The organism is Curtobacterium sp. 314Chir4.1, assembly GCF_900215175.1.
GTDB lineage: Bacteria > Actinomycetota > Actinomycetes > Actinomycetales > Microbacteriaceae > Curtobacterium > Curtobacterium pusillum_A.
On sequence record NZ_OCMI01000001.1, the window covers coordinates 607703 to 624077 of the forward strand.

Sequence of the window (16375 nt, forward strand, 5' to 3'; positions counted from 1 at the left end):
CGACCGGTGCGTCGGCGACGATGGACGGACCGCATGGGAGGAGTCACGATGATGCACCGCTACGAAGTGCGTTTACCCTATGCGCTTTCCGACACGCTGGCGGCCGCGTTCCCGGAGTACGAGCTGGTGCAGGTCGCGCCGGCGCAGACGCTCCTCGTCGGAGAGCTGCGTGACCAAACCGATCTGCACGCGCTCTTGGCGCGGATCGCGGATCTCGGCCTCGAGATCGCCGAGTTCCGGCAGGACAACTGGCCGTTCGACGACCGACAGTTCGACGGGTAGGAGCAGCGCCGACGAGGCCGCGTCAGCCCTCGACACGCGCGTCGGCCGTGAGCGCAGTGACGGCGGCCTTGTTGCTGCTGAACACCTGCGCGTCCCCGATCAAGTCGAATCGACTGAACTCAGCCTGCACGCCCGTTCGGAGCCTGCTGAAGCTGACGGTCACTCCGTGCGCTCGGCACCACTTCAGCGTCTCCTCCGCGACGTCTGCCGCGGTCGTGTCGATCCCGGTGATCGCTTCGCAATCGAGCACGAGGTGCTTCGCACCGTCCTGGCGGCCAGCCGTCACCGCGGAGCGGACCGCTGCACCGAACTGCTGCGCGCTCCCGAAGAACAGCGGGCCGGCGAATCGGAGCACGATCACGCCGGGCACCGTCGACACCGCCCCGTCCCGTGCTGCACGGAACGCCTCCCGAGGTTCCCCGGACTCGGCGAGCACGTCCACCGGCGGGTTCGCGGCGCGGCGGACGACGTCGATGAGCGAGAGGAAGAACGCGAGGACGACCCCGATCACCGGGCCGAGAAACAGCGCGCCGAGGAAGCACACGGCCGCTACGGCGAACTCGAACCGGCGCAGTCGCCACAGCCGGGCGAACTCGGAGATCCCGAGCAGCGGTACCACGGCGACGGCGACGATCGCACCGATCGCAGGTGATGGGATGTCCCGCAGCAGAGCCGTGCCGAACACGACGACGAGGAGTGTCAGGACTGCCGCGACGAGTGCGGGCAGCTGCGTTCGCGTGCCCGCCTGGTCCATCGCAGCGGTCCGCGATGCGGAGGAGCCGACCGTGAAGCCTCCGGTCAGTCCGGCGCCGAGGTTGGCGGCGCCGAAGGCGAACAGGTCACGGTTGGGATCTTCGGGGTACCCGTGCCGTTCGGCGTAGCGGCGAGCAACGAGGAGGCCCTCGGCGATGGTGACCAATGTGAGCGCGAGCGCGCTCGGCACCAGCTGCAGCCACTGCTGCCAGCTGATCTGCGGCCAGGTGAAGGTGGGTGGCCCGGCGGGCACGTCTCCGAGGACGGCGACGCCGGCATCGTCGAGGTGGAACACCACGAGCGCGACGGTTGCGGCGACCAGGACGATGAGCGCCCAGGGAACGCCGCGGATGCGCCGACCGAGGACGAGGATGACGACCGAGGCCGCCGCGATGCAGACGGACCACGGATTGATCGTGCCGAGCCCCATCACCAGTTGGGTCGCCTTCTCGACGAACTCGCCGCCGCTGTCGATGTGCACGCCGAGCATCTTGGCGATCTGACTGACGAGGATGTCGAACGCAAGGCCGCCGACGAAACCGACGAGGATCGGCGCGGACAGGAAGTTCGCTAGGAAGCCGAGCTTCAACACCGCGCACAATGCGAACATGACCGCGCCGATCAGCGCCTGCGCGAACGCGAGTTGCAGGTACGTGTCGCTGTCGGCCGCGACGAGGCCGGTCAGTGACGACGCCACGAGCGCGGCAGCTGCGGCGTCCGGTGATGCGACCAGTTGCCGGGTCGACGCCAGGAGCGCGAACAGTGCAGCCGGCACGATGAGGGCGTACAGACCGGCGGTCGGGGGTAGCCCCGCGATCTGCGCGTAGCCGATGTTCAGCGGGATCGCGATAGCGGCCAGGGTGATACCACCGAGCGCTTCGCGCTGCCAGTTCCGTCGGTGCAGTCCGGTCAGTACGCGCATCAGAAACTCCCGATTCCCTTGCCGATGGTCATCACGCCGCTGATGAGGAACAGCGTCGTGACGATCGCGCCGCTGTGCGCCGTCAACCACGCCCGAGCTGGGTCGAGCTTGGCTCGCGCCAGCTCGCCGAACGCGACGTACGCCACGACGGGTGCCGCCACGCTGAGCGACGCGATCACGACGTACACCGCAGTCGCGCCGACGGCGGTGCCGAGGGTCGTTCCGCTGGTGCCGATGGTGACGCCCGCCGTCATGCCGAGCAGCAGGTTCTTGGGGTTGACCGCGGCGAGGAGGAACCCGATCCCGGCGGCGCGCATCGGTGCCAGGTGCTCGATCGCGTTCATCCATGGCGGAGGGGCGGACGTGTCCGAGGTGTTCCGCTGGCGGATCTGCCGTACCGCGAGGAACAGTAGGAGCGTACCGAGCACGATCTTGGCGGTGCCGATGATGGGCCGCGATGACGCGGCATCGGCGTCGAGGATCAGGGACGAGCACAGCGCCATGACGGTGGCGACCGCCGCCACGGCGACGAGCCACCCGGCGAGGAACGCCACCGCGACGGGTACCGCACGTGGTGCGAGCAGCATGAGGATGACCGCGATGATCGGGAGTGGGCTGATCGCGATCGCCACCGCCTGCGGCAGGAGATCCCCGATGAGTGCTGCGAGGCTCACGGCGCGACCGTTCCCTTCTTGCGCTTGACCTTCAGTCCTTCGAGGTCGCCGAGAACCGGGCGGACCCACCTCGCGTCGGGGTTGGCGTCGACGAGGAGCGCGCGGACGATCAGGGTGAGCGGGAGCGCGAGGATGGCGCCGAGAGGACCGAGCAGCGCTGACCAGACGACGACCGACAGGAACGAGATGGTCTGGTTGAGCGACACTGCGGAACCGACGATGTGGGGTTGCAGCCCCGATTGGATGACGCCGTTGATGACGGCGTAGATGATGATGACTGCGAGAGCGTTCGCCCATCCGTTCGCCAGGAGCGCGATGAACACCGGTGGGATGATCCCGATCCAGTAGCCGATGTTCGGGATGAACCCGGTGATGAAGGCCAGCAGCCCCCAGAGCAAGGCGCCGGGGATGCCGAGGATCGCCAGGGCGAGCGCGTCGAGTGCGGCGACGACGGCTCCGAGGAGCGCGGTCACGAGCATGTACCGGCGCACGCTCAGCGTGTAGCCGACCAGAGCGTCGACCAGACCCGGACGGACGGGGCGCAGCCGCCCAGCGATGAGGTGCCCCCACCCGGCATCCAGAGTCATGAAGACGATCAGCGACAGGACGACCACCGTCGACAGCCCGAACCCGAACACACTGCCGATCAGGTTCGACACCGCGCCGACGATCTGACCGGGGTCGAACGTCGCGAAGACTGCGCTGACCTGTTCCTGCCCGACACCGACACGTTCCAGAGCGTCAGCGACATTGCGTTCCAGCTGTTGGAACTGTTCCGAGTACTGCGGGAACAGTGTCGCGAACTGGGCGAACGACACCACGAGCGCGGCGGAGAACCCCACCGTCAGCGCGAGCACGATGACGATCACCACGGCCGAGGCGAAACCGCGTGCCAGACCAAGCCGCTCGAGGAACACCCGCGCTGGTTGGACGCAGATCGTGACCACGAGCGCGAGCGCCGTCGGTCCGATGATCGAGGAGAACCGGACGCAGCCAATCGCGATGACGACCGCGGCTGCGAGACCGACCACGATCCGCAAACCACGCCCCGTGGATGTCGCCGAGGACGTCGAATCCGACGATGACGCGCCGAGCTGCGCCGGTGGTGCACATCGTTTCCGCAACCACATGAGTGCTCCTTGGAGAATGGGCTGACGCACGGGTCAGTGCGTTGGGACGCCGGCCGTCGGGTCGGCGTGCGGTCGCACCGTCAGTGGGACGTCCTCGGGACGGGCGACGAGCTCGACGACGCCGACCGCGATCAGGGACCCGACGAGTGTCCAGACGATCAGCCCGGGCTCGAGCGGCCGGTGCAACGCGATGATCGCCGCGCCGCCCAGAGCGATCAGGGTCCGCAACACAGCGCGGAACCGGTAGACCTCACTGCCGAACCTTCCGGTCGTCACCCCGTGCGCTTCAGCTCGGTCACGGAGCCCTCCGGCGAGTCGGTTCCACCCGGACCGGAACCGCGTCGCGGGTCGCGACGAACCCGCGAACCAGGCGACGACCGCGACCGCGAGCGCCAGGACCGTCACCGCGACCGATGCGCTCAGGACGAACGCGACCACCGTGTCGTAGATCGCCCGAGCGGCACCGCGCGGCATCAGCTCCGGCGCGAGGGCCCGGACCGTCGCGACCCTGCCGAACCCGAGTCCCAGGATGGTCACGAGCATGGCGATGGCGACTCCGACGGCGGCCAGCGCCAGGGCACGGGCTCGCCGCCTCGCCAGCAGCACCCCGCCTGCGATGAACGCGACCGCCACCCACGGCAACCACGTCGATGCGACCTGAACGAGCGTGTACGCCGTCTGCGCCCGGACTGCGGCGTCGGAGGTGGCGATGACGATGGTGCGGTTGATGTCCGGGATGCGGTCGGCGAACGTGATCCCGCGGTCGACGAGCCGGTCCTTCACCTCCGCGACGATGGGCCCCAGCTGCACGCCGATGGCTCCGTCCGCTGCGATCGCGACGGCTGCGTCCTGGTCGCCGCTGAGCGAGCTGACCATCTGGGTGTGGCCGGTGCGCAGCAGCCCCTCCCACAGCGTGGCGAACGCGTCAGAGGCGACGAATCTGTGGACCGTCTGGTGGATGAGGTCCTCGACGCCGGCAGTGGCGGGAGCTTGCAGGGCAGTGAGTGCCTGCGCGGCACGCGGCGGCAGATCGAGATCGCGGACGCCGTCGAAGACGGTGTCGGTCAGCTCTGCGACGTCGACGTGTTCATCGACCGCATCGATCGTCTGCGCTGCGATGAAACTCTGCACTGCCTCGTCGCGGGCCAGTGGCGAGAACGTCTGCACGAACGCGTCCGTGGAGGTGAGTTCCCTGCTCGCCCAGGTGGTGATGACCGCTGCCGGGGCGAGGATCGCCCCGATGACGATGAGGGCGGCCGACGGGATCACCCATCCGAGACCCCGCGGACGTCGCTGCTCGTCGGCGACGTCCGACCCCGCGTGCAACGCGGCGCGGAGGCGCTCGTTCTCAGCGCGCAGCGCCGCGAGTTCCGCTTCGTCCTGTGGGTCCATGGCTGATCCCGTCGGCGGATGAGGAGCGACTACCGGGCCGCGGTCATGTCGTGGGCGAGCTCGTGTTCGTCCGCGTCGGACAGCGATGTCTGCACGATGGTCCCGCCGAACCCACGGAGCGCTTCACCGAACTTGTCCTCGGTGATCTTCGTGGCGTAGATCACCACGGCGGAGCGCCCGTCGGCGACGGCGGTCTTCACCCGGTCGCGGAACTCCGCGTTCAGGCCGGTCTTGTCGAGCCCCGCGAAGAGTGCGCCCAGTGCTCCGCCGATGACGAGACCGAAGAACGGGACGAAGAAGAGCAGCCCCATCATGGTGCCGAACAGGGCGCCGGCCCCAGCGCCGGCACCGACCTTGCCGACCGGCCCGGGTGTCTCGACGTGCTTCTTGCCGTAGTCGTCGACTCGGACGAGGGCAAGCCCCGCCAGTTCCACGATGAGGTCGTCCTGCAGCTGTTGTACCTCTTCGTACGCGGCGGTGGCTTTCGCTTCGTCGTCGAACGAGATGACGATCAGATCAGACATCGGTTGGGTCCTTTCCTGGAGCGGTGGTCACTCTGCGTAGCGCTGCGCACGCAGGGGTGCGGCGTCGGTGATGATGCGGTGTGCGGCTTCGACTGTGTCGGCGTCTCCGTGCACGATGACGAGGTACCGGTCGGCCTTGAGGTCGTCTTCGTACTGCGGGATCTCCTCTTCGGGGACGGCGAGCCCGACGAGTGCGCCGAGACCGGCGCCGATACCCGCGCCGACGAGGGTGCTCGCCAGCCAGCCGGCCGCGGCGACCCATCCGACGCCGGGCAGCCAGACGAAGCCGAGCAGGAGCCACCCGGTGAGGGCACCCCACAGCGCTCCCCAGCCACCGAACGATCCGGCTTGGTTCCCGACGGGGATCCATCCGTGGACGGTCTTTTCATCCTTGACTCCCTTGCCGACGACGGACACGACGTCCTCGCCGTAGCCGGCGTCCTTGAGTGCCTGCACGGCGCTGAGGGCTTCGTCGCTGGTCGCGAACACGCCGATGGTCGAGTCGGAGGCGGTCTTGGTCGTTGCCATGGTCATCCCTTTGCTTCGGTGGTGCGCTGATAGTTCGGAAGGTGTTCGTGGAAGCGGTCAGCCGGCGAGGAGCCGCTGCTTCGCGGCGGTGAACTCGTCGTCGTTGAGGAGCCCCTGTTGCCGGAGAGCTGCGAGCCGATCGAGTTCACTCATCAGGTCGGGCGGCTGGGATTGCCCTGCCGGGGGCGGTGTTTGCGGAAGCGGCGGCACTTCCGACATCGGCCGTGTCTGCTCGAGCTCGTAGGCATCTGCTTCTGCTCGCTGTTGCGCGGCACGTTGCTGATGGCCGAGCACGGCGCCGCTCACGGCGGAGGCCGTGCCCGCGACGACCGCGGTTCGTGCGGCCATCCCGAGCAGTCCCGGGCGTCCAAATCGTCTGAACGGCATGATGTGTTCCTCTACTCGATGTGTGCTGCTGCGGCGATGGCGTTCAGCTCGGGCGCCGGGACGCGGACCGTCTGCAGGAGTTCGGCGCCGCTGTCGGTGAAGCGTTCGGCGAGTGTCCTCGCCCACCGCTGCTCGATGACCGCGATGGCTGCTGACGCGCCCGCTGGCAGGTTCGCGGCGATCTCGTCGATGTCGTCGTTGCCAGCGATCCCGCGCGCTTCGAGGGCGAGGTCCTGCCCGATGTGCTCCGGTGGGATGTCGTCGATCTCGAGGACGCGCACCTGTCCCTGCACGTCGCGGTGGGCGATCAGGATGTCCAGGAGTCGGACCGTGTCGTTCGACACCAGGTCGGCCAGCGCCTCGAGCACTCGGGAGTCCGGGAACTCACCGACATACCGGAAGATGAACACTTCCGCTGGGCCGTAGTTGAAGGACACCACGGCTTCACACCGCCGCAGCGCCGGCGTGCGCGCCGGCGTTCTGGCGACCGAGTGCATGTGCCTTGATCGTGTCGAACTCGGAGCGGGTGATCGTCCCGGCGTCCAGCAAGGACTGTGCTTTCGCGATCTCGTCCGACGGTGACGTGCCCGCGACGGTCCGGATGTACCCCTCGGCGGCTTCCTTCTGGCGGGCTGCCGCTTCGGCGCCCCGGTCGGCCATGCCGCGTCCTCGGGCGATGAGGTAGATCAACGCCGTCAGGAAGGGGACGAACACGAGGAAGAACACCCAGATCGCCTTGTACCAGCCGCTGAGCGCCCGATCTCGTACGAGATCTGCCAGGATCGCGAAGATCGCCATCAGCCCGGCGACCCATGCGAAGGCGACCAGGCCGTACCAGACGACCTCCCAGAACGTGTTCCAGAAGTCCATGATGTTCTCCCTCTCGAGATCGGTGGCTTCTGTCTAGTTCCGGGTGTCGGGCCGGGGCACCACCCGGATCGGGCGATCTGGTCGACGCGCAATCACGTCACCGGCGGATGGCCGGAGCACGGGCCTTCAGAACCGTTCACCGTGGGAGGAAACTCACCCGAAGGGGATGGTGCACGTCGCGCACGCGCCTCAGGACGATGGCCGGTACGACGGAGAGGATCGACTACCCATGGGCTGGAACCATCCGCTGCGCGCCGCGATCGCAGCCAGCACGGTCGTCCTCCTGGCGCTCGGCGCGGTCACGACCGCCGCGCTCCCCGCGGCCGCAGCCGACCCCGCCGCGCTGGAGGTGAACAAGCTCGTCAACGGCGGCAAGGCCGCCACAGTGGGTCCCGGCGACGAGTTCACCTTCACCATCCGTCTGGGATGTGACGACGCCGACTGCGTCAACGCGCGCATCGACGATTCCCTCCCGGCCGAACTCGCCGGGTTCCCGATCGTCAGCTTCAGCGCGACCCCGCCGAACCCCGCACCTCCAGCAGCTCCCGACTGGGTGGTGTCGCACTCCGGTTGTGGCGGCACACCACCGGTCGAGGTCACCACGGCGCCACCCTGCGTCGGGTCCGTCCAGTTCGTGCAGCCCCTCGCCGACGGCACCACCGGCCTTGCCGCCGGCCAGGCGTACACCCTCACCCTCACGCTGCGCGTCCCCGACGATCTGCCGCCGACCTGGGCGTACAACGGCACCCCGATCACGAACACCGGGACCGGTACCGCAGACAACGCCGCCACCGCGGCCAGTACGGCAACAATCACCGTCAACATCCCCACCACCATTGACGCGAACACGACCAAGAGCTGGACGCCAGCAACCGAGCGGTACTCGCCCGGTGCCGCCTCAGTGGTCACGCTCACGACAGAGAACACCTCCAACGTCCCCGCGACGTCGATCGTCATCCAAGAGCCCGCGGACGCGACCGACGGCGCGGACGCGCTCTCACCGACGAACCCGTTCCGATACGTCGACATCACCGGGCCGGGCAACATCACGCTTCCAGCCGGCGCGACGGCCGTCCAAATCGACGCGTACGTCCTCGATCCGGCCACGGGCACATACCACTGGGTCACCGGCGCGCCCGGACCGCCCGACAACGCCGCGCTCCCCGCCGGGGTCGGGGCGGACAGCGTCGCAGGCATCCGCCTCACCTACACCGGCGACGACGGTGCGGTCCTCACCCCAGGCGACCCGGCAGCATCCGTCCGGTTCGACGTCACGCAGCGCGCAACCGACCGTGACACCGGCGCGGGCATCGACGGGGGATGGACGACCACCAACACGGCAAGCGGAACGGTCACCGTTCCCGGGCACGATCCCGCCACCGACAGCGCTTCCGCCGACCACACCGTCACCCCCACTGCACTCGCTGCCACCGCGACCAAGACCATCACCCCCGGCAGGATCCCGGCTGGCGGCTCCGCGACCGGCACCATCACCGCCACCAACGCATCCGATGGTCCCGTCCAAGAGCTCACCATCAGCGACCTCGACTACTTCACCGCCGAGATCAGCTTCGGCGGCTTCACCGCGCCCCTCACGTACCCGGCGTCCGCCACCGGGGCGACCGTCACCTGGCACTTCAGCGACGAGACGACGCGAACCGATTCGTTCGACAACGGTGACACTCCCGTCGCCTCCCCGCCAGCGGACACGTACGTGACCGGTTTCGAGATCGCGTACGAGGGTCCTGTCGACGCCGGCGCATCAACGACGACACCGTTCACGATCGACACCGCACCGGATGCCGCCGCCACCGAAACACTCCGAACCACGAACACCGCCGACGTCACCGTCGTCAATGGCGACGCTTCCGCCTCCGACGACGCGAACGCTCCGCTCGACGTGTTCACGCCGGACATCGACATCGCCCTGAGCAAGACCCTCAGTCCGCAGGAACCGATCGCCCCCGGCGGGACCGTCGTCGCCGAACTTCCCGCAACCACCTCCACCGACTCCGCATTCGTGACCCCGACCACGATCACGATCGAGGACGTCGCCCCGTCACCCCATGAAGACAGTTCCTTCTGGAACGCGTTCGACCCCGTCGCGATCGCACCGACGCAGGTTCCCGCGGGCGCGACCCTCACGATCCAGTACACGAGCGACGACGGTGACACTTGGCAGCAGCTCCCCATCGACGGTCTGCCCGCCACCGGTCCCACGACGTTCTCTGGCACCATCCCCACGGATCTCCAGGGCGACATCACCGGGCTCCGGTTCGTGTTCACCAACCCAGATGGGTTCCCACAGGGCACCACCGTGCAACCGAACTTCGTCTCGCAGGCTCGAGCCGACCAACGCTACGGCGGCGACCCCACCAGCACCCCCGACGGCGACCCGACCCCGTACACGAACCACGCGACAGCGCAAGGCGAGGGCACCGTCGATGGCGGCGGCACCATCGACAGCGACGTCGCCGAAGCTGATGCGGGCACGTCGATCGAGTCGACCAGCGGCGACGGCAGCCTCATCGCCGGGAAACGGTGGACCGACACCGACTTCACCACCGACCGCACCACCGTCGACAGTCAGTCCGGCGAACAGGTCGGGTCAACACTCGAGTGGGGCGCACGGACCACCGGCACGTCAACGATGACCGTCACCGACCCCGCCGGCAACGCTGACGACCCGGCGGCGACCACGTTCCAAGCGTTCAACCTCCAAGCCATCGCACCGGTCCCCGTCACCACCGACCGACTCTGGCAGTGGGACGACGTCGCTTCGATCGAGCTGTTCAGCGGCGGCACCTGGTCGACAGTCCCCGCCCCCGCCGCCGGCTGGGTGGACGACAGCGGTTTCGTCGGCTACACGCTCACCGCTGCGCAGTCCGCGGCGACCACCGGTGTGCGCATCACCATCACCCCCGATGACGCCGCTCGCGCAGCAAGCACCGACCCGACCCGCCCTGTCCCCGGATCCGGCATCGCGACCAGCACGACACCGCGCGCGTTCAACCTCGTCTGGGCGCTCCGGAACACGCTCCGCGACCCGCAGAACGCCGGCGACCGGTGGGTGAACGGCACCACCGACTACAACCTCACCGCGGCCGGATCGATCCGCAACACCGTGAACGTTGACGCCGCCACCACCGACGGGCCACGCGATGCGACGGCCCACGACGACCTCGTCATCCTCGACCGGCCGCCGCTGGTCAGCGTCGCCAAGACGTCCGAGCACGACGTCCTGTCCGTCCCGGTGCCAGGCGACGTCGACCCATCCGCCTACCCGACGAACGACATGACCGTCTCCGCGCGAAATGGCTCCGCGTCACGAGCGTCCTACGTCCGCGTCACCGATCCCATGCCGTGCTCACCGTCGACCCTTGCCGACTGCACCAGCGCCGCCGACGACTGGGCAGCAGACCCCTACACCGACGCCATCTACACGACCACCAACCCGTTCGAACGGTTCACCCTGACCGGATTGGACTTCACCTTCGACGCCAGCGAAGTGGACGCCGACGCCTCGATCGTGTCCCTGCTCCACCGCGACGGGGACGGGACACTGACCACCAGCACGACCACGATCACCGGAGCTCGAGCGGCATCCACCGCCGACCTCGCCGACGTCGTCGGAGTGAGCGTCGTGTACCAAGGCGCCGACCCCGCCACCACCGGCGGCACCATCTCCTCCGACGACGCCCTGGTCATGACGATGCACACCCAGCTCCGCGCAACGCTCCGGAGCCTGCCATCCGTTCCGGTCACCGCAACCACCACCGTCACCAACCGTGCCTTCGCGCAGTCGTACGACCCGGTTCTCGCACCGTCCGGTCAGACCAGCACCCCCACGGACTCCACCTCGGCCGACGTCCGCCTCGTCCGCGGGGTGCTCGACGTCAACGCCGGGAAGACTTTCACACCCAACACGGTGCTGGAAGCGAATCGCGCCAGCACCATCGATGTCGCCCTTACCGCGAAGCAGGGGCCGGACGCGACCGTCGCGCCGGACACCGTCACGATCGAGGACAGCGACACAGACTTCTGGAACGCCGTCCGACTCGAGTCCTTCTCCCCCGATGACGTGACCCTCCCCGCCGGCGCCGACCAGGTCCGCGTCGACGTGCGCACGAACGGCACGGCCTCCTGGCAGACCGGCACCCCATCCACCACAGCCACCCTTCCCACGTCGAACCTTGCGGCGATCACCGGGATCCGGTTCGTCTTCACCCGCGCCGACGGCGACGTCCTCTCCCACACGACCCCGCCCGCAGCATGGACCGCCGCCGCCACACTGCACGTCCGGATCCTCGAGACAGAACGAGACGGAAACGCCGTCAGGTTCCCGAGCACGATCGGCGACACGACCACGGTGACCTCGCATCGCGCTGAGGACACCCTGTTCCCCGACGCCACTAGCACCGCCGACGACACGCTCACCCTCGACCCGGGCACGCGAAGCCTCGACATCGTGAAGGCGCCCGCAGACAACCAGCACACCGTTCCAGTGGGCAGCACCGTCCCGTGGACGATCACGATGCACAACACCGGCACGGGCATCATCACCCTCACCTCCGTCGACGATCAGCTGCCCGCCGCCCTGACCTGGGACGGCACCGACCCGACGTACACCACCAGCGACGGCGGCACACTCTCCACCGACGTCACCCTCGCGCAAGACGACGACGGGACCCTCACCTTCACGTGGCCCACGACCGGCAACCGGATGGCTCCGGACGAGACGTTCACCGTCGTCATCCCGCTCACCCTGCAACCCGGCTTGCAGGAGAACGAGCGCGCCACCAACGCCGTCACCGCGACCACGACCACCGCACTGGACGCCTGCACCAACACCTCCGGCAACGGCCAGGGCACCATCCCGGAGCTCCCCGCGAACCAGTGCGGAACCACGAACTATGTGCAGCCGACCCCCGGCCCGGCCCTCCAAACGAGCAAGGCCGTCCGCGGCGACATCATCAACAGCCTCGTCTCGGGCGCCGTCAACCCGACCGATCCGGGCAGCACCTGCACCCCGGACGGCGAGGGGTTCACGCTGCCGCCGTGCGTCGCCGAAACCCGGGTCGGCGGAACCGACGAATGGCGACTGACCGCCCGGAACACCGGCACCGTGAACCAGGACACCGTGACCTTCGTCGACGCGCTTCCCACGCCAGGCGACATCCTGCTCGCAACCGGATCCAGTCGCGGCAGCACCTATCGGCCCGCATTCGACGGCCCGTTCGGGGTGAGCGTCAACGCACCGGACGGTGCCACCACAACCTGGCAAGTGACCACCGACGCGGCAGTGTGCGCGGACGGAAGCGGATCGACGTGGACTTCCGACACCACCTGCGCGGCGAACACGTGGACCGACGGTGACACCTTCGCCGGCGACTGGGGCGCCGTCACCGGCGTCCGCATCATCGTGGACGTATCCCCGGCCGGCGGCGTCGCACCTGGCGGCACCGTGACCGCTCGCTACCGCACCGTGAACGTGCCCGCCGGCGCCGCACGTCCAGACGCTGCTCCCGTCAGCGTGCCGGCCGGCGGCGACGTCGCGTACAACCAGGTCGGCACGACCGCCACCCTCACCAACGGTGCGCTGCCCCTCGCGCAAGCACCAGTCAAGGTCGGCGTGATCCTCACCGCAGGCTCGCTCCTGGTGCAGAAGGAGATCACTGGTGCAGGAGCCGCAGCGGCACCCGACCGATTCACCGCCAACGTCAGCTGCGTAGTCGCCGGCGCGCCGGTGGACTTGGGCGACTCCGCCGAACTGGTCCTGGACCGCGCCGACATGCTTCAAGCCCGTGTCGACGGCATCCCCCTCGGAGCACAGTGCACGGTCACCGAGGACGGCGACGACGGATCGTACGGCGAAGCCGTCCGCACCATCACGCCCGGCACCGTCACCATCCTGACGCCGACCGGCGCCGGCGAAGCGGTCCCGGAGCTGCAGGTGGTCACCATCACGAACTCCTACAACCTCACACCCACACCGCCCACGCCCACCCCCACCCCGCCGGGCCCCACACCGGCACCCGCTCCCGGCCAGAACGGCTCCGACGGCGGCAGCGCGGACGCGAGCGGCCCCCGCCCGGTCGGGCTGGCATTCACCGGCGCGGACGGTGGCGCAGCACTGTCGCTGCTCATCCTCGCCGCGCTGCTGTGTACCAGTGGCCTCCTCATCCGGCGCACCGTTCGACGCCGCCGATGATCACCGGCCGCCACGGCGGCCGGGAATTCGCACGGACAGGGTGATCCTCCTACTGTCGCGGCGTGGTGCAGTGGGGTGCACGAACAAGGAGGGCCGATGAACCCGCAACGACGCCCCGAAGAGTCCCGCCAACCCGCACCCGTGCCGGTGACGATCGTGCCCGTACCGAACGGTCGGGATCTGCCGACCACGACAACCCCGATCAGACTCTCCTCGGACAGCCCCACCAAACCCCGCCACCGCAAGTGAGTCCCGCCCCGTCGACACGAGGTCGCCCCCATGACCACCCAACAACGCGGTGGACGCGCGACGTCCTGGGCGCTGACTTCGAATCGCTCCGGCTCCCCCTCGAAGACGACGACGAAGGACCTGTCACCGCGACACTGGTCCGCCGGACCGCGACGCACCGCCCGCTCGGTCGCTGGCGGACCACGGTGCGACCGCGGACCGACCGGCGGCCGCTCAGCCGGTCGGACGTCTTGTACGTGCACGGATGGTCGGACTACTTCTTCCAACGCGAGATGGCGGAGCACATCGAGCTGCTCGGTGCCCGGTTCTACGCCGTGGATCTCCGCAAGTACGGCCGGAGCCTGCTGCCGCACCAGACCCCCGGGTACGTCGATGACCTCCAGACGTACGACGAGGACATCGCCGCCGCACTGGAAGTCATGGGCCACGGCGAAACAGGAAGCGGTCGCCGCCGGCTGATCCTCTTCGGCCACTCGACTGGTGGGCTCACCCTCGCGCTCTGGAACGCTCGCCACCCGGGGATCGCTTCCGGGCTGATGCTCAACAGTCCATGGCTGGAGTTCCAAGCGAGCAGTCTGGCCCGCGAGTTCATCGCGCCGATCCTGAAACTCGGAGCACGCCGCAATCCGCTTGCTCCGATGCCGACCGTCGACCCCGGCTTCTACACGCGGACGGTGTCGAGCGACGCAGACGGCGAATGGGCCTACAACCAGTCCTGGCGGCCAGAGCGCGGATTTCCCCTTCATCCCGGATGGCTCTCGGCCGTGTTCGCAGGGCAAGCGCAACTGGCGGAAGGACTCGCCAGCAGCACCCCCACCCTGGTGCTGCTGAGTACGCACAGTCTGCTCTCACCCAAGTGGTCGGAGGAGATGAACCGCTCGGACGTCGCACTCAACGTCGACGCCGTCGCACACCGATCGCTGTCGCTCGGCGACGACGTGTCCGTCGTCCGCGTCCACGACGCGCTCCACGACGTGATGCTCTCCGCACCGGACGTCCGCGAGCAGGCCTACACGGCCGTGCGGCGGTGGGGTCGGACGCTGCCGGTCGCGTCCCGCTGAGGCGGGAAGCGACCGGTGCGCCCGATCGCCGAGTGACGAGCTACGGCACGACGATGTTGGACGCCGGGCCTCCGGGCTGCAGAACGGACTGTAGTGTTGACAGCACGGTCTCGTCGCCATCCACCTGCAGTCCGTCTCCGCTGGTGTCCCCGCCGACGAGCCAGAGCGCCGGGCCTTCCAGCAGGGCCGGGCAGCTTTCGCAGTGTCGGATGGGCGGCTTCCTCGCCTGCTCGCGGTCCACACCTGGAACGGGTGCGGAGCCGATCAGCGGCTGCTCGGGCGGCGTCGTGCGGTGATCCTCGTCACGCCCACCCCGCAGTCCTCCCGAAGCTCTACGCCTTCATTGATCGTCCTGCCGACCGGGCGTGTGCGTCCGGCTGACGGTGCGGAAGCCCGCATTGCCCATGGATGAGTCCGGGGTGTTCTGTGACCGCGCGGAGTTCCGGTAGCGGTTGCAGTAGGAGTCATGGCAGAGGTACGACCCACCACGCATCACTCGCGGCTCCTCAGATGAGCGTGCGGGCGGACCTTTGGGGTTCTCGACTCGTCCGCGCGCTGCGTCTCGGCCATAGGTGTCGACGTCGAAGACGTCCGCGCACCACTCCCAGACGTTTCCGACCATCTGCCAGAGGCCGTACCCGTTCTGGTCGAACGATCGAACGGGTGCCGTCGTGAGAAACCCGTCATCCAGTGTGTTCCGCCCAGGGAAGACGCCCTGGAATATGTTGACCTGCCACCGTCCGCCAGCGCGGAGTTCGTCGCCCCACGGATAACGAGCAGCGGCGAGGCCTCCACGTGACGCGACTTCCCACTGTGCCTCGGTGGGAAGCTCGCGACCAGCCCATGCACAGTACGCGACTGCGTCGTTCCATGACACGTGCACCACCGGGTGGTCACCGCGCTCCTCGATGGACGACCATCTCCCCCCTGGGTGCCGCCAGTCGGCCCCCGCCACGCCGAACCACCAAGGAGTGGCGGGGGGTTGTCCCAGGACGTCCTCGGGTGGAGCTTCGAGCGCGAGGTGGAACACAGCGGAGTACCCGAAGCGCTCAGCATCCGTGACGTACCGCGTCGCGTCGACGAACCGGGCGAAATCGTCGTTCGTCACACTCGTGACGTCGATGTCGAAGGAGTCCAGCGAGACGGGGTGCGCAGGCGTCTCACCGTCGCCCCACTTCGCGTCACCATGGGCATCGCCCATCCAGAACGTTTGCGCAGGCACTCGAGACTGGGCGATCGTGTGACGTGTCGCCGAAGACCCGCGGTGCCGCGGATCAGTCGGCCCGGAGGTCGTCGTGCTGTTCCACCCGGTCGGCATCATCCGGCCGTTGGGAGCGCAGCATCCGCCGGGCGTCTCCCCGTTCATCGGCCGTTCCCCTCGCTCGTTCCGAC

Annotated in this window: 13 protein-coding genes; 3 read left to right on the forward strand and 10 right to left on the reverse strand. The window is 68.6% G+C overall.

Annotated elements, in window-relative coordinates:
- Window positions 1-48 precede the first annotated feature (48 nt).
- Window positions 49-282 (forward strand): hypothetical protein, encoded by a 234-nt coding sequence (locus tag CRP27_RS02785; RefSeq protein WP_217990678.1) that lies wholly within the window; start codon window positions 49-51, stop codon window positions 280-282.
- A 22-nt stretch (window positions 283-304) separates the two neighbouring features.
- Here CRP27_RS02785 and CRP27_RS02790 read toward each other — a convergent pair whose 3' ends face one another.
- The 9 genes from CRP27_RS02790 to CRP27_RS02830 form a co-directional block, all read right to left on the reverse strand.
- Window positions 305-2047, reverse strand: coding sequence for a SulP family inorganic anion transporter (locus tag CRP27_RS02790; RefSeq protein ID WP_255257407.1), 1743 nt, complete (start codon window positions 2045-2047; stop codon window positions 305-307).
- Complete coding sequence (locus CRP27_RS02795; RefSeq protein ID WP_176505437.1) at window positions 1957-2631, reverse strand: GAP family protein; 675 nt, start codon at window positions 2629-2631, stop codon at window positions 1957-1959. Before CRP27_RS02795 ends, CRP27_RS02790 begins: the two co-directional genes overlap by 91 nt.
- On the reverse strand, window positions 2628-3662 hold the full coding sequence (locus CRP27_RS02800) for an AI-2E family transporter (RefSeq protein ID WP_176505438.1): 1035 nt from the start codon (window positions 3660-3662) through the stop codon (window positions 2628-2630). The genes CRP27_RS02795 and CRP27_RS02800 overlap by 4 nt, the downstream gene beginning before the upstream one ends.
- Before the next feature lie 132 nt (window positions 3663-3794).
- Window positions 3795-5153 carry a hypothetical protein gene (locus CRP27_RS02805; protein WP_097179208.1) on the reverse strand — a complete coding sequence of 453 codons (1359 nt, stop codon included), beginning with the start codon at window positions 5151-5153 and terminating at the stop codon, window positions 3795-3797.
- 29 nt (window positions 5154-5182) lie between these two features.
- Window positions 5183-5677 carry a DUF1269 domain-containing protein gene (locus CRP27_RS02810; RefSeq protein WP_097179209.1) on the reverse strand — a complete coding sequence of 165 codons (495 nt, stop codon included), beginning with the start codon at window positions 5675-5677 and terminating at the stop codon, window positions 5183-5185.
- Between the two features lie 27 nt (window positions 5678-5704).
- The gene (locus tag CRP27_RS02815; RefSeq protein WP_141399663.1) at window positions 5705-6205 is read right to left on the reverse strand and encodes a general stress protein; all 501 of its coding nucleotides are present in this window, start codon (window positions 6203-6205) and stop codon (window positions 5705-5707) included.
- A 57-nt stretch (window positions 6206-6262) separates the two neighbouring features.
- A complete protein-coding gene (locus CRP27_RS02820) occupies window positions 6263-6592 on the reverse strand; it encodes an SHOCT domain-containing protein (protein ID WP_097179211.1) in 330 nt (109 codons plus the stop codon).
- A gap of 11 nt (window positions 6593-6603) precedes the next feature.
- Complete coding sequence (locus tag CRP27_RS02825; protein ID WP_255257408.1) at window positions 6604-7089, reverse strand: DUF6325 family protein; 486 nt, start codon at window positions 7087-7089, stop codon at window positions 6604-6606.
- Entirely contained in the window at window positions 7037-7462 is a 426-nt protein-coding gene (locus CRP27_RS02830) for an SHOCT domain-containing protein (RefSeq protein ID WP_097179213.1), read from the reverse strand. The genes CRP27_RS02825 and CRP27_RS02830 overlap by 53 nt, the downstream gene beginning before the upstream one ends.
- Window positions 7463-7691: 229 nt before the next feature.
- Between CRP27_RS02830 and CRP27_RS02835 the strand changes: the two genes are divergently transcribed.
- A complete protein-coding gene (locus CRP27_RS02835; RefSeq protein WP_097179214.1) occupies window positions 7692-13673 on the forward strand; it encodes a DUF5979 domain-containing protein in 5982 nt (1993 codons plus the stop codon).
- A 485-nt stretch (window positions 13674-14158) separates the two neighbouring features.
- Window positions 14159-14983 (forward strand): alpha/beta hydrolase, encoded by an 825-nt coding sequence (locus CRP27_RS02840; protein ID WP_369680006.1) that lies wholly within the window; start codon window positions 14159-14161, stop codon window positions 14981-14983.
- A 340-nt stretch (window positions 14984-15323) separates the two neighbouring features.
- Here CRP27_RS02840 and CRP27_RS02850 read toward each other — a convergent pair whose 3' ends face one another.
- On the reverse strand, window positions 15324-16205 hold the full coding sequence (locus CRP27_RS02850; RefSeq protein WP_255257442.1) for a formylglycine-generating enzyme family protein: 882 nt from the start codon (window positions 16203-16205) through the stop codon (window positions 15324-15326).
- Window positions 16206-16375 lie beyond the last annotated feature (170 nt).